This is a genomic window from Ilyobacter polytropus DSM 2926 (assembly GCF_000165505.1).
Lineage (GTDB): Bacteria > Fusobacteriota > Fusobacteriia > Fusobacteriales > Fusobacteriaceae > Ilyobacter > Ilyobacter polytropus.
The window spans coordinates 430,672-448,440 of record NC_014633.1 but is presented as its reverse complement, the minus strand read 5'-3'; the positions used below and the strand labels follow the sequence as shown (position 1 = coordinate 448,440).

Here is a 17,769-nt window from a genome sequence, read left to right as displayed (position 1 = left end):
GGATATTTACAGAAAACTCCCACTTATAATAGGCTTTCAATTAACTCCTTTCGAGGCGAAGCAATGACAGCTTTATTGACAAGCATACAATTGTCTTCCCCAGCTTTAGAACCCACTTCTACAGCAGTTTTTACAGCACTCAGGTCACCGGTCAGAGTAACATAAGATTTACCTCCTATAGCATACCCCATCCTTATCTCTATAATCTCAACATCTGCGGATTTTATTGCTGAGTCTGCAGCATAAAGAGCAGAAGTGACATCAAAAAATTCAATTACTCCCAGGGACCTCATTTTTTTTATTTCACTAGCAGCATTTACTGCCATTATAACCCTCGGGTCTAGTCTGGTTATCACCTTGCTTTCCACTACATTTTCCGCACCAATTTCTACCCCTGTTTGTATAGCTGATTTTACAGCCCCTACATATCCTTTTACAATAACCATATATTTTCCGGGGCATATTGTACCGGCTTTCAAAAGAGTTACTTCTGCAGATTTCAATAAACTATCAGTTACCTCTATTCCACGAGCTATACTGTTTAGTTCTATAATTCCCACTGTATCCATTATTTATTCGCCCCCTTGTTTTTTATAATTACAGAATCCCCTATACCAATCACGATCCCCTCTATACTAGAATGGATATTTGCTCCTAAACCTTCCTTTACCTCACCTATAACCTGACCGCACTCTACATGGTCCCCTACAGACACCACTGGTTTAGCAGGTGCTCCTATATGCTGTTTCAGAGGAATAGAAACTTCATCTGACTCTAAAACCACAGCTTTTTTTTCAGAAAAATCAGTATATTTACTCATACCTATCCTGCTTATAAGCCTGTCGGTAGGTACTTTTCTATACTCCCTCATAGAATCTGCCGCGAGTTCCCTTGTACTTTTTTCAAACCTGACATTATTTTTTCTAAATATATTTTTTAAGTGTATATTTACAAGTCTTGGAGAAATCTGCATAGGGCATGCAAATAGCTCGCAGATACCACACTCACAGCAGAGCATGGCCTCTTTCAATATCTCGCTGTCATTTTCCAGCATACTCACATTTCTCATGATTCTGTGAGGTCTGAGCTTGTGACCAATAAGATATCTAGGACAGAGATCAGTACACATCCTGCACTGGATACAAGCTGACTTGGCTTCATTTACAATATGCTTTACGGTTTTCCCATTTCTGTAGATCATATAGTGATCTTCCGGTACCACAATAAGTGCCCCTGTTGTTTTTGTAACTACCTCTTTTTTCAAACTTTCTTTAACTATAACTTTTCCCATCATAGGGCCCCCGACAATTATCTTATAATTGTCAATAGTTGCACCTCCGGCAGCCTCTATACATTTTTCAAAGGTCATTCCAATAGGCGTCTTTATAATCAGAGGTTTTTTTACTTCCCCATGTATGCTTAGACATTTATCAACCACAGGTTTGTCAGAGTCCACAGCCTCATATATATTTACAAGGGTTCCTACATTGGTAACTATAACCCCAACATCAAGAGGTATTCCTGCTTCTGGAACTGTACGCCCTGTTACCTCAAAAACTATCTGCTGCTCGTCACCAGCAGGATAATAAGTACCCATTTTAAATATCTTCACCCTTGAATTTAAATTTTTTATTGCATTTTCCAGCTCAGTAATTTCAGATTTATACTTTCCCTTAAGAGCTATATGTATCTCTTTTGCCTGGATTCTATCACCTAATTGCTCCAAAATTTTAATTATTTCACTGGCTTTTTCCCTCATGAGGTACTTATCTATTTGTAAAAGGGGTTCGCACTCAGCTCCATTTACCAGTAAATAATCTACCTTATCCACAGAAAATTTTATGTGGGTGGGAAAACCGGCACCTCCAGCACCTACAATTCCGGCTTCACGTATTTTTTGAACAATATCCATCCCTTCCCTCCTTCAACTTTTTTTAACTTTAAACACTACTTTAAATATGACAGTCTGTTGTCTCCAAAAATCAAATTTAAGTAACAATAATATCAATCTATATATAAAACATTAATTTAATTAAAACTATTTAAAATATTTTTTCATCCATTCTTTATTTCTCTACGCCCTAGTATCTCAATCTTTTATCTCAAAAAGTATTTCATTCTTGTCATTATAATTGAAATAATATTGATATTCTAGAAATAATGATATAATATTAGATAGAAGTGTCATAATAATGTCGTTTAGTGTTATTTTTACACACACTTAAAAAAATTATTATGTTTTTCTGTAACATTCTAAGAATATAGATAAGGGGAACAATTATGAAAATACATAGAAAAATAGCTCTTTCCAACACTATTATATTTACCTTGTACTTAACAGCAGCTTATATTTTTTTAAAAGAAAGCATCGGTATTTCAATACTTAAAGATCATTTTTTTATAAAGACAATAGCAGCTGTTTCTGTTTTTTTCATCATGTCAAATTTCATTTCTAAATTTATGTTAATAACCGTCTACAGCAGTCTTGAAAAATTAGATAAGGTAATATCTCTAATAAATAACAAGTTTATTTCTAACTTAAGAAAAGAGCTTTTAAACATGGAAGGATGTTTTCACCAAATCTTTTCATCCATTAAAATAGATATTATTGATATCCTGGTTAAAGAAAGTGAGATAAAAAAACAAAAAGAAAAAGCTGAAGAACTCAGTGAAAAACTAACCCTTTTGAACAAAAATCTAGAACAGATGGTTGAGAAAAGGACTACCCAGTTAAAATCTGCAAAGGAACATGCTGAAGCTGCAAACCGGTCTAAAAATGAATTTCTAGCAAAAATAAGTCACGAAATGAGGACACCTCTGACTCCTATAATCGGATACTCTCGTATGTTAAAAAAATCAGAATTATCAGATTATACAAAAGAAAAACTCGAAACTATCCACAACTCCGGAGTTAAGTTATTAAACTTTACAAATGAACTTTTGGACTTTTCAAAAATAGAAGCCGGAACAGTCGAACTGAATTTTGAGCCTTTTGGCATCAAAAAATTTTTCAAAGAAATTTACAATGAACACTGTGAAAAAGCTGAGGAAAAAAATATACAATTTCAAATTGAGTTACCTCAAAATGACATAATAATATATTCTGACAAAATGAAGTTATATGAAGTTGTAAAAAATCTGGTTCATAACGCCATTAAATATACTAAAAAGGGATCTGTTCTGTGTACCGTAGAAATAAGAGACTCTTTGTTATGCTTTGATGTCTATGACAGCGGCATAGGAATCTCTGATAAAAATATCAATTATATTTTTGAAAGTTTCGGACAGATAAACAAACAGTCTGCAGGTGCAGGTCTAGGACTTAGCATCACTAAAAGATTAATTGAGATTCTAAAGGGAGATATAAAAGTCGAGAGTAAATTGGGTATCGGAACCACTTTTAATGTAAGTATTCCAATTGAAATTTACAAAAACTCAGATGAAAATTTTGCCTTTAATTTAAGAAAATTGTTGAACAAGACAAATCCAAAAGTAAAACCTATTATTTTAAAAAGTCTTTTGAAATTCCCTATTAGATTAAAAAAACTAAAAGAAGCCTGTGAAAACAAAAATATAGAAGAAATCAGAAAATTAAACCACAAGAATTTGGGCACGTACGGAAATTTAAATATGGCATTTATCTATGGAAAATCAAAGGATATATCAAGCGAACTAAAAAAAGATAAAGTTAATTTTAAAAAAATCCTCTCCTGCATCTCAGAACTGGAAAATATGAATCGGACTTTAGAATATGATAGTATTTTTAAAGAATATCTGAAGATGAAAAATAAAAAATTAAGTATTCTTATGGCTGAAGATGTGGAAGAAAATAGAGATTTTATGAGAGCTCTATTAGAATCAGATGCAGTAAGACTAACTTGTGTAGAGAATGGCTTGTTGGCTTTAAAAGAATTACAGCAAAATAAATTTGATATTATTTTCTTAGATATTCAAATGCCGGTAATGGACGGAGTCCAGGCTTTAAAGCATATAAAATCAAATTTTGAATTAAAAAAAACACCTACCCTTGCTCTGACAGCTCAGGCAATAGTGGGCGACAAAGAAAAATACCTCCCTCTTGGATTTGACGGGTATATAACCAAACCAATTAATGAGCCTATATTTTTTAGTCATTTAGAATATTTTATAAATAATGAAATGGAGGATAATTAATGGTAAAAGTGTTAATTATAGAAGACTCTGAAGAAACCGTAGAACTTTTGAAAGTGATACTACGCAATGAAAATAATATTGAAATTTATGAGGCAAGTTCAGTGAAAGAGGGAATGAAGATTATAACTTTGAAAAAACCAAATATAATCCTTTTAGATCTTAACCTGCCAGATGGAAACGGAAGTTATGTTTGTGAAAAACTGAGAAAAAATCCTACCTTATATAACAACCCTTTTATTTTGGCTATCACTGCAGAAACTTCTCAGAGTAGTATAAATAAAAATCTCGAGCTAGGTTGTGATGACTACATAAAAAAACCTTTTAATCAAAAGGAACTTTTAATAAGAATAAAAAAATTTATTAAAAGAGTTCCAGAAAAAAAACAGGAGTTAACATACGAAAAAATAAATGTCAATTTGAAAAATAAAAATGTTGTTTATGATACCGACAATGTAACTCTTTCAAAAAATGAATTTAAACTACTTACATTTTTCATAGTTAATAAGGGTATTTTACTGAACAGAGAAAAAATACTAGATCATGTGTGGGATGATAACCTAGAAATAAGCAACAAGGCTGTTGATCAGTGTTTAAAAAGACTCAGAAAAAAAATTCCGTTATTGAATGACGCATTAGTATCCAAAAGAGGATTTGGATATATCTTGAAATAAGAAGGATGTAAACTATGAATAATTTAGTTGATAATAATAAAAATTCATTGGATATAGAGTTTTTCCAGATATTGCAGGACCGATTGTCAAAAGAGTTTCAGATAGCCAGTGTCATAACAGATGTAAACGGATTTCCCATAACAAAACCTAGTAATTTTACGGAATTTTGCGGCGATCACACCAGAAAAACTGAGTTAGGTTTTAAAAAATGTATGCTTTGTGATTCATACGGAGGAACAAAGGCCATGCTTTTAAAGAAACCAATAGTGTACAAATGCCACGCTGGTTTGATTGATTTTGCCAGCCCTATACTGATGGGAGACAAGTTGATAGGATGTTTTTTGTGCGGTCAGGTCTTGTCAGAAAAACCCGATAAAGAAAAATTTACAAATATATCCAAAGAATTTGGTATAGATTCAGATGTGTATCTCGATGCAGTGGACAAAATAAAAATACTTCCGTACGAAGAAATAGAGTATATTGCAAATTTTGTGTATAAAATTTCATCTAAGATATCGGATTTTACTTATTATCAGGATGTTGGTATGGCATCTAGCAAAAACTTAAAAAAAAGCACCGAAGAATTTAATCTTTTTTTAGAAAATATAGAAAAAACCTCTTCTTCAATTGACTCAGATTTTAAATGTACAGTTAAGAATTTTTTTCTGAGAATTTCAGATACACTGTTTAAAAAGTTTAAAGTAGATGATGATAAAATATCTTCCATAAATAATCAAATAAATTCTATCTCTTATGAAACTTCCAAAATAGATACAAAACTGAAAGAAACAAAGGAAAATTTCGAAACCATGACTACATCTTTATTCACAAATAAAAAATAATTAAAATTTTTTATAACTTTTACTAAAATATCAGTGGATATTCTGAATTCAGAATATCCACTTTTATATTACATCTGGGTTATGAAGCCTTACAATTCTATAAGTTCCGCTAAATGAAATATTGAAGAAATTAATTAATAAAAATTAATAATTATATCATTGCAGAAAAATCATAACAGGAGTATAATTTTTAATTGTTAAATTATACTTTACAGGAGATGATTAGTGATGAATTTAGGGCATTTTCAACCAAAGCTCTTTAAAATCATGTTTAAAGAGGGTTATTCAAAAGAACAGTTTTTAAAAGATATAAATGCAGGGGTGGTGGTTGGAATAATAGCACTTCCTCTTTCCATAGCACTGGCCATAGCATCAGGAGTAAAACCAGAACAGGGCCTCTATACAGCAATTGTTGCAGGATTCCTTATCTCTTTTTTCAGTGGAAGCAGAGTTCAGATAGGTGGTCCCACAGGTGCCTTTATTGTCGTCCTTTCTCAGATCGTGGGAAAATACGGTTATGACGGTCTTGCTATATCTGGCATGATGGCAGGAGTCATGCTCATATTAATGGGGCTTACCGGCATGGGTACCATCATAAAATACATACCATATCCTGTAACAATAGGTTTTACAACAGGTATAGCTTTAGTTATCTTTTCGGGACAGTTAAAGGATTTTCTGGGAATACGAGCAGAAAACCTCCCCTCGGAATTTCATGAAAAAATCCATTATTATTTTACAAATATTCACAATATAAACTATCAAGCGGCTGCAATAGGACTAATAGCTATTTTCATAATTTTATTTTTCCCCAAAATAAACAAAAAAATACCTGGTTCTCTGGTGGCAGTTATAGTTACCACAGTTATAGTTAAATTGATGAACCTTCCTGTGGAAACCATAGGAACAAATTTCGGAGCGGTACCAAATATGCTGAGGATGCCATCAATACCTCATGCAGATATAGCCACAATGAAGAATCTCATACAGCCTGCTATAACTATAGCTATCCTTGCAGGTATAGAATCACTTCTGTCTGCTGTGGTATCTGACGGTATGATAGGAGGTAAGCACAATTCCAATATGGAGCTAGTGGGACAGGGAATAGCAAATATTTTTTCTCCCCTATTCGGAGGAATCCCTGCTACCGGTGCCATAGCCAGAACAGCCACCAACATCAAAAACGGAGGTAGAACTCCTGTAGCAGGTATAGTTCATGCCACAACTCTCATGTTAATAATGCTGTTCTTCGGAAAACTTTCAGCCATGATACCCATGGCTACCTTAGCAGCTATTCTGATAGTAGTCTCTTACAACATGAGTGAGCTAGCTTATTTTATCAAGCTTTTCAAAAGTCCTAAAAGTGATGTGTCTGTACTGCTCACCACATTTTTTCTCACAGTATTTTTAGATCTTACTGTGGCCATTGAGATGGGGATGATTCTTTCTGCATTCTTGTTTATGAAAAGAATGGCAGACGTTAGCGGAGGAAACTTTATAACCGATGAGGTAATAGAAGAGGAGATGGACAGCTTATTCGATAAGAGTCAAATCCCTAAGGGTATAGAGGTCTATGAGATACAGGGAGCTTTTTTCTTTGGAGCTGCAGATAAATTTACAGAGATTCTCTCTGATATAAATTATGCTCCAGAGATTCTCATCCTGAGAATGAGAGAGGTCAGTGTTATAGATGCCACAGGTTTGAGAGCCTTAGAACACCTCGTAAAAAAATGTCAGCACCAGGATACCACCTTGGTTTTATCAGGTGTGAAAAGCGGACTCATAGGCTACTTAAAAAAATCCGGAATCTTCGACATGATCGGAGAGGAAAAAATATTTTCAGATTATGACATTTCCCTTGACTTTGCAAAAGATATGATCAATAAACAGGTAAAATTAAAACTTTCCTGAGGTATTTACATTTTCGAAGTTTATGGTGTAATATATTAATAACATAAATTTTGAAGAATGTACTGAGAGGAAAATATGGAAAAGGGAATATTAAAAGAACAAAATAAAATATTTAAAACGCTTGCCATTTTGGCAGTCGTAATTATTTTAATTACAAGGTTTTTTTTTATAAATCCTGCAATACGGGATTTTAGAAATAAACTTGAAAGTCGTGAAATAGCTCGGGTAGAATCTATTTTTTCAAAAGATCTAAACACCTTAAAACATAACCTTAGTACTCACTCTATTTGGTTTGACCTTCATAAGGCAGTATCAGATAAAGATATAAAATTTTTGAAAAATTATTTTGACCCAACTTATCTCACTAATTTTAAACTAGACTATATCGGCTTTTTCGATCTTTCAAAAGAAGAAATCTGGTCAGTTAAAAATTCAAGGCATTATTTTGAAACAGAGGACTTTATAAATAATAAAGCAGATAGCTTAATCGACCTAGAATGGAATGATAAATTAAAAAATTATAGGGATATTGACCTTATCAACTTCAACGGGAAAAGCTATGTCTACGGAGTTCACCATATCCTAGACAATTTAAAAAATGAGACCCCTGCAGGGTATTTATTTTTTTTAAGGGAGATAGACAGCAAATATGTAGATCAATTATCAGAGGGTACCGGATTTAATTTTAGTTTTGTTCCTTTAAATGCTATTAAAACTCCCTTAAAGGAACAAAAGCCGCCACCACCACCAAAAAAAATCGGTTTTAAACCTCATCATGATTTTGGCAGAACACTGCTCATTCCTTTCTACGGATCAGATGATAATATATCTTTTGCAGTAAATTTAAAAATGGAAGATCAGGAATTACAAAATAATACCTTAATGCACTTTACTGAAATTATCCTTGTCGTCCTTATAATTTTAATAATATTATTTACAAACTTAAGAATAAAATCTATAACCAGACCTATTATAAACCTTCATAAACACATAGAAAATATCAGTGACTTGTCTACCTTAAAGCCGTTGGTTCACAAAAATAAAAAAAATGAAGTAGATACAGTAATCCATTCTTTCAACAAAATGATTCACATACTTGAAAAAAGAGATATTGAATTAAAAAATCAAAACTGTGTTCTTGCTGACATGGTGTATATCGACACCCTTACCGGAGTGGGATCAAGAAGACTGCTTCAGGATAAGATGCCAGAGGACTTTAGAGACGCTACAGAGAACAATGAACTCATATCTATTGCAATGATAGATGTGGATCATTTCAAGCTGTATAATGACACCTACGGCCATATCCAGGGAGACACTGTTCTTATGAAAATCGGTGAGATGCTAAAATCAACCTTTTACAGCTCAGATTTCATAATGAGATACGGTGGAGAAGAGTTTTTAGTATTCTCGAAGGGAAAAGCAGCTCAAGAGATAAACAGACTTATAAATTCATTTATAAGTAATCTCAGAAATGAAAAAATTGAGCATTCAAAGGGTATAGACGGTGTTGTAACTGCAAGTGTTGGTATCTATAGCGCAGTCCCGACTAAAGATGATGATTTAGAAGAATTCATTAAAATTGCAGATTCAAAGCTTTATAAAGCCAAAGAAACAGGACGAAATAAAATAATTTTTTATAAAAAGCGATAAAAAATCAGGAGAAAGTCTATAAGCTTTCTCCTGATTTTTTTATTTAAACATCTCCAAAACCTCAGGAGAATAAGATCCGTCTTCTGTATGTGTGTATAGAGGCGGAAGAATAGATATCCCCTCTTTACCATATTTGATTCCCTCAAGTAAGATGGTTTTTGCAGGTTTTCCAAATTTTGAATGGCAGAACTGAAGTCTTTTTGGAGATATATCATATTTCCTCATAAGGTCTAATATTTCAATCATCCTATCTGGCCTGTGAACCAGGGCAAAATATCCTCTGTCTTTTAGTAAACCCGATGCAGTCGATACTATATCTTCCAAATTGGCAGTTATCTCATGTCTGGCGTAGGTAAGCTGATCCAAATCATTTAAAAGTTCTGTGTTTCCATTAAACTTAAAAAACGGGGGATTACTTATAACCGCATCTTGGCTTCCGGTTTTAAAATGCTTTTTCCAGTTCTTCAAATCGTCATGTATAATACCTACCTGTTCTTGAAGCTTATTTAGTTCAATATTTCTTCTAGCAAGATCTGCAGAAACTTCCTGTATCTCAACCCCAGTTATTCGAGCCTTTGAACGGCTAGAAAGAAGCATTGGTATAGACCCATTTCCAGTTCCAAGGTCCAGTATTTTATTAACTCCACGGTTTATTGTAAGAAATTCTGAAACAAGCACCGAATCCAGCGAAAAATTAAAATAGTCTGCTCTCTGGATTATCTTCATTTCAGGTTTATTTAAAAAATCAATTATTACCTCTTTTTCATGTTTTAGCAAAGTGGCCTCCCAATATAAATAAAAGTCAAAAGAAATTTAGCTGCTCTTGAACTCATGATTTTATAAAATTCATCATTTATTATATCAAAATTATTAAATTATTTAAAGTCTGATTAAAAAAGAAAATTTTTCACCATATTGTCATATAAAAATAATTTTTACCCTTCAATAGTTGAAAAACAGTGAAAAATGTAATAATATGATACAGATGATGTCATGTGAAAAGGGGGCGAAAAATTTGAAAAAAATAAACTCTAGTGTGAAATTTCTTTTATTATTCCTTATGATTTTTTTTAAAGCTTTCTCCCTTTTAGATGATGCTCTGAGCCCAGAAGATATAGCATATATAAAAAATAAAAAAGTAGTAACATTTGCATATATCCAACACAGCTCACAGGGAAAAAGCTATAATGATGTATATAATGAAGAACTTATAAAAACTTTTAGTGAAAAAACAGGGATGAAAACTTTTGTAATAAAGGGCAGTTTTGACGAGATTACAAGCACAGAAGATATAGATATAATAATAGACAGTCCGAAATCAACTATAGAATATTCTGAGAGTCCCACTATAAATGTGTTTCCCTATGCATTTTATCGGCTTAAAGGAAAGGAAAATAAAGAAGAAAACTTTTTAAAAAACAAAAAAATAGGAGTATTAAAAGGAGATCACTCTCCTGTAAGTAAGCTTGAAAAAATAGCTGAGAATATAGAGGTTATAAAAGTAGAAGATATCGAAAAAGGATTCTCACTTCTAAGAGAAAAAAAATTAGATTTGTTTTTTTCTCTTAAAGACGATATGTACATGAGACTTCCTGAACAGAAGATATTTGAAAAGTTGACTCTAAGTAAAAATTTATATTTAGAAAAAAAATTCAGTGTGAAATCCAAAAATAAAAACTTGAAAAGAATATCAAATGTATTTATAGGAAACTACGGTCACTTGGAAAAAAAAGAAAATTATGAAAAAAGTTCAGCTAAATTTCTATGGAATCTTATAGAAATAACTCCTGCAGAAAAAAGATATTTAGAAGAAAAGGGTACCATTAAGATCGGCGGATTTTTAAAGGACTTAGCCCCTATTATGTATTTTGATTCTACAAGAAATTTAAAGGGAGTAGTTTCAGACTATATAAATATGTTTAAATACGGTGCCGGTGTAGAGGTGTCGTTTATTCCTGAGTATATAAACAAAGGCACGTCTCTAGAAGAATATGGTAAAGAATTAGACATCGATCTTTTTGCAGTTGCTTCAAAGGATCTGACACACAAGGAACTTGTAACCACAAGACCGTACTATCGTTGTACTTTAGGTATTTTTGGCCTTGAACATTCAGGACACAATTTTTTTAGGAATTTGAATGAACTCTCTGGAAAAAAAATAGGAATTACACAAGAAAAATCGAGCCTACGATCGTTAAATATAAATGATAATTTTGAAATAAAATCTGCTGACGATTTAGAAGAGCTTTACAAAATGATGAAGTCGGGCAAAATAGATTATTTTATCTATGATTATACTCTCATGAGTAACTCTAGAAATAAAAAAGGAATGAATAACTTAAAACTTTACGGAATATTGGATAAAGATTTTTCTCTTTCATTTGCAACTTTTAAAGAGGACATAATTCTTAGAAATATCATGGATAAAATTTTAAAAATTACAGATACTGATGAAGTTTTTTCAAAATGGACATTTAAAGCCCAGGAAAACAATGAGGAACCGCCTTACCGGCAATGGATGATAATCTTTGGATTAGCCATACTGATATTAGTACCTTATCTCATGATTCTAAAGAACGAGATTAATAAAAGAAAAAAAGCAGAAATAAAACTGCTAGAAACAAAAAGAGAACTAGAAAATGCACTGAATATAAAAACTGCCTTCTTGGCAAATGTAAGCCACGAGTTAAAAACCCCCTTGACTGCAGTCATGGGATTCACAAAACTCCTTCTAAAAAGAGAAGATGACCCAAAAAAACAAAAGCTTCTTGAAAATATACAAGTGGCTGGAGACACCCTGGTTACTTTTATAGATAACATTTTAGACTTATCTAAACTAGAGGCTGGTAAAGTGGAACTCAAGTATAGAAGAATCAATTTGAGAAATATGATAGATAATATCGAGAGAATATGTAACGGTCTAAATAAAGGTCGGAATGTCTTCTTTATCATGAATGTAACAGAAAAAGTCCCAAAATATTTTATGGGTGATGAAGTGAGGCTCACAGAGGTAATTTTAAATCTTGTGAATAACGCCTTTAAATTTACCAAATTTGGAAAGGTCGAAGTCAAATTTGACAGTTATAATGATAAACTCTTTATAAGTATAACAGATACCGGAATGGGAATTCCCCAAGACAAACTTAGCTCTATCTTTGAAAGATACCATCAACTTGATCTCAATGAAAACATAGAAAAAAAAGGCTTTGGCCTAGGCCTTACAATCGTAAAAGAGATAGTAGATATGATGGAAGGTGAAATAGAAGTAAAAAGCAAGCACAAAGAGTGGACAACTTTTAAAATAACAATACCGATCAAGAAAAAACTTCAATTGGTTGGAAGTATTCGCGGAAAATAAAATTAAACTTATAGGTGCAATGCTTCCTTGTGGGTCTATTTACCTCTATAATCTTGCTTTTTCAGATTTTAGGAGATATAATCTTATTACAATAAATTTTTACTACAGAAGGGAAGTGATTTTATGAAAATCATCGTAAGAGGAAGACACCTGGAAGTAACAGATGCTATCAAAAATTTTGCAGAGGAAAAAGTGCAAAAGTTAGAAAAATATTTTGACCATATTGATGAAGTCGAAGTAGTCCTTTCTGGACATATGCACAAGGAATTTGAAGCTGAAGCTATTGCAAAAGTAAAAAGTCATAACTATGTAGTGAAAGCAAAGGACAAAGACCTTTACAACGCTATAAGTGAGTCTAAGACTAAATTAAAAGATATCCTAGTAAATGAAAAACAAAAAATAATAGATTCTAAAAGAGTACCTTTAGCATAGAGCCGTTATACGGCTCTATTTTTTTTCTGATTTTACATAAAAATGATGTCACAAATAAAGATAAACACAGAAAAAGTGAGTTATACTTCCTCCTAGAACGAAAAAGTGCCAGACTCCATGATGATATTTAAACAGAGGAAGGGCAAAAAATATTATGCCTAAAGTATAGAGGATCCCCCCTATAAGGAGAAGTAAGAATCCTCCGTAGGCTATAGAGGCTAATAGTGTCTGTATAACGAAAATTATAGACCATCCCATAGCGGCATATACTGCAGTAGCCGCAGCAACCCACCGATCTATCCAGATAGATTTAAAAATTATCCCGATCAGAGCCAGTCCCCATTGAAATCCAAAAAGAATCCAGCCCGCTTTTCCCTTTAAGAGGGTAAAACAAAAGGGGGTGTAGGTTCCTGCTATCAAAATATATATAGAGCAATGGTCAAGACGTTCGAAAACTCTCTTTGCCCTACCTGGCCTTAGAGAATGATACAAAGTAGACATGGTATACATAATAAAAAGTGAAACACCAAAACTTATAAACCCTACTGCACTTAGACTGTTACCCGACTTCACTCCTTTGACAGATAAAAAAACTAAAGCTATTACAGAAAGAGGTATCCCTAATCCGTGGGATAAGGCGTTAGCTATTTCTTCCTCTCTGGAAAATTTATTTATAATCTTCATAGTTATGACCCCATTTCAAAATAATATACTTTATTATATCACCGTCAAAGATTGAAATAAAGGCAATTCTATAAAATATTTCCATTATAACGATAGGAATTTCATGGTATAATAGCAGAAGAATTTTCAATTGAAAGGAGTAATAATATGAATATATGTCCCTGTGGAAGTGGTAAAAAATATGAAGATTGCTGCAAAAAATATATAAAAAAAGCTCTTATACCTCCTACGGCTGAGCTTCTTATGAAATCTAGATATACGGCATACGTAGTCGGCGATTTTGATTACATATTGGAAACTCACGATCCAGCCACAGTGTCAGATGTCAGCAGAGATTCAATAATTGCATGGTCTGAGTCTTCTAAATGGGATGGCCTTGAAATAGTAAAAACAAAGGCAGGAAAAGTAAGGGATAAAAAAGGCATTGTAGAGTTCAAAGCCTCTTATATAGCAAATGGTAAAAGACATATCCATCATGAAAAGAGTCTCTTTGTAAAAATAAAAGGCAGATGGTATTATCACGGTTGGGCAGAATAATTTCACCCTATATTCAACTAAAGGGCCTTTATGCTGCCTCTATTTTTTCTAATACATAGGCCTCTATAAATTTTGCCACCCCATCTTTTTCATTTGTATCAGCAATGTACTTTGACACATTTTTGATCTCTTCAATGGCATTTCCCATTGCCACTCCATAACCAGACCAGCTTAGTATCTCTAGGTCATTGAAATCGTCTCCAAAAGATACAAGTTCTTCAAGGTTTAATTTTTCTGTTTCTAGTACTTTATTCACCCCGTAAAGCTTGTTGGTATCAGCGTGAACAAGCTGAGCAAATTCCATGTTGTCTGTAAAAATCAGTCTACATGATTCTGGAATAAGCATATTTAAGATATTTAAATCAAAATAGTCCAAATCTTTAGTCTTCAAAAGTATTTTCGGTGAGTCTAGGACATTTTCCTTGGAGAACTCATGATAATTGCAAAGCATCTGTTTATTATACTCTCTGTCTTTACATCTAGTAAGGCTCCTGTTATCTTGTTCTACTATAAAAAACATGTCATTAAAAACAGTTTCTATCATTTGAATAATATCCCATACTGTGTTTTTGTCTATTAAATTTTCATGCATAAGCTTTTTGTTTTTATATACCATTGCTCCATTTGATGAGATGACTATATCCTCATGGAAAACTTCTGGGAGAACGCTATATATAAACTGAGTAGGACGACCGCTGTTGAAAACAATTACTTTCCCTTCTTCTTTACATCTCAAAAGCACCTCCAAGGTTTTTTCAGATATTTTTTTATCATCTGTCAAAAGAGTCCCGTCAAGATCAAAAGACAATATTTTCATAAAATTTACCTCCTTTTTAATTTTCTATTTTATACCATTTTTATGTATAGCTAATATGTACATACTGTAGTAAGTTTGTAAATTCCACTGTTACTAATGGCATCAAATAAATTTAAAGGGTTTTTGTAAAAAAAATCTAATTATTTAATTAGAAGAGATTTACAGAAACAATTTAAACATCAGGAGATGACTATGAAAAAATACTTTTTTATATTTTCAACTATTCTTATAATGATTATTATTTTTAAATTTTCAAGTGAAGATGCAGTTACTTCCTCTAGACATTCTGGAATGGTAATACAATTAATGAAAAAAATACTCCCTCAGGAAATCACCAAAGAAACATCTTCCCATATAGTCAGAAATTTTGCTCACTTTATACTTTATTTTTTACTTGGAACTTCACTTCAGCTTTCTTTTGATGACAACTCTAAAAGTCTACGAAGTAAAATAGTAGTTATAACCACTGTTTTCTTATATGCCTGTTCTGACGAACTTCACCAATGGTTCATCCCAGGTAGAAGTTTAGAATTTAAAGATATTTTGATAGACACTACCGGTGGAATAGCATCAATTATATTGTTAGCATTTTTAAGAAAATTATTTAAAACTGTCAACTTGGAGACATGATAAAAAGTCCAATGAAAGGAGAGTTAAAATGACTATATATTTAGCAAGACATGGGGAGGCAGTCTCACTAGAAAAAAATCCCGAGAGACCTCTTTCTCAAGAAGGAAAAGCTGAGGTAGAAAAAATGGCACATTTACTTGAAACCATGGGATTAAAAGTAAATAAAATAATGCACAGCGGTAAGAAAAGAGCAGAAGAAACAGCTAGAATTTTTTCTGAAAACCTATGTGACGGTAAAACATTTGTCTCAAAAAGATTAAACCCTAATGACAGCGTAGAAGAATTTTTCAAAAAATTAAAAAATGAAGACAAGGTTATGTATGTAGGGCATTTACCTTTTATGGAAAGGCTTGCTTCATTTATATTAACAGGTGATGAAAAAAAAGTTCTAATCAAGATAAAAACAAGTGGGGTACTGTGCTTAGTAGAATCCCAAGGGAGGTGGTGTATTAAATGGCTAATCGCTCCAGATCTCTAATATAATAAAGGAGTAAAATTATGAAAAATGACCTTGATAATTTTTCACCTAAAATACTTAACTTTTCATGGGGAGTAATGGATATAGAAGGATACGGGCAAGGCAAGGATTTTAAGCTGTATCCAGGTGGGGCCAGCCCCTGGAACTGGTCTGAAACAGGGACAGAACATTCTCCTGGTATACAACCTGCAGATATAAAAGAACTCTTAGATAGGGGATGCCAAGTGGTTGTACTATCAAAAGGAGTGGAATCAAGCTTAAAGGTTATGGATTCAACTATAGAGCTACTAAAAAAGCATAATATAGAGTATCATATCCTTGACACCAAAAAAGCTGTCGAACTCTATAACAAATTAGCAGGTGAAAACTTTCGTATAGGGGGGCTATTTCATTCTACGTGCTAGTTTTTATTGAGTTTAATCTTAATAACAAATTTCCCCAAAAATGAAATGCCACATGAGTTCCTATGGAATCCTGTGACATTTCATTTACATTTTTAAAGCCATTTTTTCTTTCTAAAAAAAACAATGAGACCTACAAAAACAAAAATCATAAAGATTATCAAAATAGGATAAGCCATCTTAAACCTAAGTTCAGGCATATATTCAAAATTCATCCCATATATACCTGCAATAAAAGTAAGGGGAATAAAAATAGTTGCGATGATAGTTAGGGTTTTCATTATCTCATTCATTCTGTTGCTCACCCCTGTCATATACAACTCAAAAATATTGCTTAGAGAATCTCTCAGCCCCTCCATCAAGTCTATTATCTGAAGCGTATGATCATAGAGATCACGGATATAGAGTTTAGTATTTTCATTCAACATAATGGATTCATTTTTTTCCAATTTTCCCACAGCATCTCTCAATGGCCAAAGGTCTCTTTTCATACTGTTCAGATCAACCCTTATCTTTTGTAAATTTTCAACTAAATCAGTTTTTGGCTTTTCAAGAACATCTGTATTCAACTCTTCAAGCCTGTTATCATGTTCCTCTAATATCAAAAAGTAATTGTCTATTATCGTATCTAATAGAGAATAAAACAAATAGTCTGCTTTCTTTTTTCTCAATCTACCTTTGGAATTTAGTATCCTGTCCCTAATTATGTCAAAAACATCACCTTCATGCTCTTGAAAGGATATAACTACCCCCTCTCTCAGTATGAGACTTATCTGCTCTTCCTCTATTTTATCATTCCCCTTAGAAACACTCATCATTTTCAAAACCATAAAAATATAATCTTCAGACTCCTCTATTTTTGGTCTTTGGGAAGTATGAAGAATATCTTCTAGAATAAGTGAATGAATATTGAATTTTTCACCAAATTTTTCTATGAATCCTGTATCTGTTAATCCAAAGATGTTTATCCATACAACTTTATTATCTACTGTATTCAATTTATTTATATCTGAAGCCCTATAGTTTAAAACCTGACATTCTTTTTCATCATAAGCAAAGTATTCTATACTAATTTTTTCAGATATATTATCTCCGGTATAAAGAAGGGTTCCAGGTGGGACTCCTACTTTTTTTATTTTCTTTTTCGAACCTTTCCCCATATTTTCATCCCCTTTTAAAATT

Annotated in this window: 17 protein-coding genes; 11 read left to right on the top strand and 6 right to left on the bottom strand. The window is 32.6% G+C overall.

Features of this window, described 5'->3' with window-relative positions:
• Nucleotides 1–23: 23 nt before the first annotated feature.
• Together ILYOP_RS11990 and ILYOP_RS11985 are read right to left on the bottom strand one after the other, a co-directional pair.
• Nucleotides 24–569 carry a BMC domain-containing protein gene (locus ILYOP_RS11990; protein ID WP_013388762.1) on the bottom strand — a complete coding sequence of 182 codons (546 nt, stop codon included), beginning with the start codon at nt 567–569 and terminating at the stop codon, nt 24–26.
• On the bottom strand, nt 569–1,912 hold the full coding sequence (locus ILYOP_RS11985; protein ID WP_013388761.1) for a 4Fe-4S dicluster domain-containing protein: 1,344 nt from the start codon (nt 1,910–1,912) through the stop codon (nt 569–571). Before ILYOP_RS11985 ends, ILYOP_RS11990 begins: the two co-directional genes overlap by 1 nt.
• A gap of 368 nt (nt 1,913–2,280) precedes the next feature.
• Between ILYOP_RS11985 and ILYOP_RS11980 the strand changes: the two genes are divergently transcribed.
• From ILYOP_RS11980 to ILYOP_RS15320, 5 genes are all read left to right on the top strand, one after another.
• The gene (locus ILYOP_RS11980; RefSeq protein ID WP_013388760.1) at nt 2,281–4,173 is read left to right on the top strand and encodes an ATP-binding protein; all 1,893 of its coding nucleotides are present in this window, start codon (nt 2,281–2,283) and stop codon (nt 4,171–4,173) included.
• Nucleotides 4,173–4,844 carry a response regulator transcription factor gene (locus tag ILYOP_RS11975; RefSeq protein WP_013388759.1) on the top strand — a complete coding sequence of 224 codons (672 nt, stop codon included), beginning with the start codon at nt 4,173–4,175 and terminating at the stop codon, nt 4,842–4,844. Before ILYOP_RS11980 ends, ILYOP_RS11975 begins: the two co-directional genes overlap by 1 nt.
• A 14-nt stretch (nt 4,845–4,858) precedes the next feature.
• The gene (locus tag ILYOP_RS11970) at nt 4,859–5,686 is read left to right on the top strand and encodes a PocR ligand-binding domain-containing protein (RefSeq protein WP_013388758.1); all 828 of its coding nucleotides are present in this window, start codon (nt 4,859–4,861) and stop codon (nt 5,684–5,686) included.
• Between the two features lie 228 nt (nt 5,687–5,914).
• On the top strand, nt 5,915–7,597 hold the full coding sequence (locus ILYOP_RS11965) for a SulP family inorganic anion transporter (RefSeq protein ID WP_013388757.1): 1,683 nt from the start codon (nt 5,915–5,917) through the stop codon (nt 7,595–7,597).
• A gap of 75 nt (nt 7,598–7,672) precedes the next feature.
• On the top strand, nt 7,673–9,250 hold the full coding sequence (locus ILYOP_RS15320; RefSeq protein ID WP_013388756.1) for a diguanylate cyclase: 1,578 nt from the start codon (nt 7,673–7,675) through the stop codon (nt 9,248–9,250).
• A 39-nt stretch (nt 9,251–9,289) separates the two neighbouring features.
• Here the strand turns inward: ILYOP_RS15320 and ILYOP_RS11955 are convergent, their stop codons facing one another.
• Nucleotides 9,290–9,976, bottom strand: a complete 687-nt coding sequence (locus ILYOP_RS11955) for a tRNA1(Val) (adenine(37)-N6)-methyltransferase (protein ID WP_049774909.1) — start codon at nt 9,974–9,976, stop codon at nt 9,290–9,292.
• A 289-nt stretch (nt 9,977–10,265) separates the two neighbouring features.
• On the opposite strand from ILYOP_RS11955, the gene ILYOP_RS11950 reads away from it, so the two are divergent.
• Nucleotides 10,266–12,608 carry an ATP-binding protein gene (locus ILYOP_RS11950; protein WP_013388754.1) on the top strand — a complete coding sequence of 781 codons (2,343 nt, stop codon included), beginning with the start codon at nt 10,266–10,268 and terminating at the stop codon, nt 12,606–12,608.
• A 123-nt stretch (nt 12,609–12,731) separates the two neighbouring features.
• Nucleotides 12,732–13,040, top strand: coding sequence for a ribosome hibernation-promoting factor, HPF/YfiA family (gene hpf / locus ILYOP_RS11945; protein WP_013388753.1), 309 nt, complete (start codon nt 12,732–12,734; stop codon nt 13,038–13,040).
• A 48-nt stretch (nt 13,041–13,088) separates the two neighbouring features.
• On the opposite strand, the gene trhA is transcribed toward hpf, so the two are convergent.
• Nucleotides 13,089–13,724 (bottom strand): PAQR family membrane homeostasis protein TrhA, encoded by a 636-nt coding sequence (trhA, locus tag ILYOP_RS11940; RefSeq protein WP_013388752.1) that lies wholly within the window; start codon nt 13,722–13,724, stop codon nt 13,089–13,091.
• A gap of 147 nt (nt 13,725–13,871) precedes the next feature.
• Here trhA and ILYOP_RS11935 point away from each other — a divergent pair, with 147 nt between their 5' ends.
• The gene (locus ILYOP_RS11935; protein ID WP_013388751.1) at nt 13,872–14,261 is read left to right on the top strand and encodes a YchJ family protein; all 390 of its coding nucleotides are present in this window, start codon (nt 13,872–13,874) and stop codon (nt 14,259–14,261) included.
• Between the two features lie 28 nt (nt 14,262–14,289).
• On the opposite strand, the gene ILYOP_RS11930 is transcribed toward ILYOP_RS11935, so the two are convergent.
• Complete coding sequence (locus tag ILYOP_RS11930) at nt 14,290–15,078, bottom strand: HAD family hydrolase (protein ID WP_013388750.1); 789 nt, start codon at nt 15,076–15,078, stop codon at nt 14,290–14,292.
• Between the two features lie 192 nt (nt 15,079–15,270).
• On the opposite strand from ILYOP_RS11930, the gene ILYOP_RS11925 reads away from it, so the two are divergent.
• Genes ILYOP_RS11925 through ILYOP_RS11915 form a run of 3 tightly spaced genes read left to right on the top strand, consistent with a single transcriptional unit; the run spans nt 15,271 to nt 16,590 of the window.
• Nucleotides 15,271–15,708, top strand: a complete 438-nt coding sequence (locus ILYOP_RS11925) for a VanZ family protein (RefSeq protein ID WP_013388749.1) — start codon at nt 15,271–15,273, stop codon at nt 15,706–15,708.
• Between the two features lie 28 nt (nt 15,709–15,736).
• Nucleotides 15,737–16,186, top strand: a complete 450-nt coding sequence (gene sixA, locus ILYOP_RS11920) for a phosphohistidine phosphatase SixA (RefSeq protein ID WP_013388748.1) — start codon at nt 15,737–15,739, stop codon at nt 16,184–16,186.
• Nucleotides 16,187–16,206: 20 nt separating this feature from the next.
• Nucleotides 16,207–16,590: an Mth938-like domain-containing protein gene (locus ILYOP_RS11915; protein ID WP_013388747.1), complete on the top strand. Its 384-nt coding sequence runs from the start codon at nt 16,207–16,209 to the stop codon at nt 16,588–16,590.
• Nucleotides 16,591–16,682: 92 nt separating this feature from the next.
• Here ILYOP_RS11915 and corA read toward each other — a convergent pair whose 3' ends face one another.
• Nucleotides 16,683–17,747, bottom strand: coding sequence for a magnesium/cobalt transporter CorA (gene corA, locus ILYOP_RS11910; protein WP_013388746.1), 1,065 nt, complete (start codon nt 17,745–17,747; stop codon nt 16,683–16,685).
• Nucleotides 17,748–17,769: the final 22 nt, after the last annotated feature.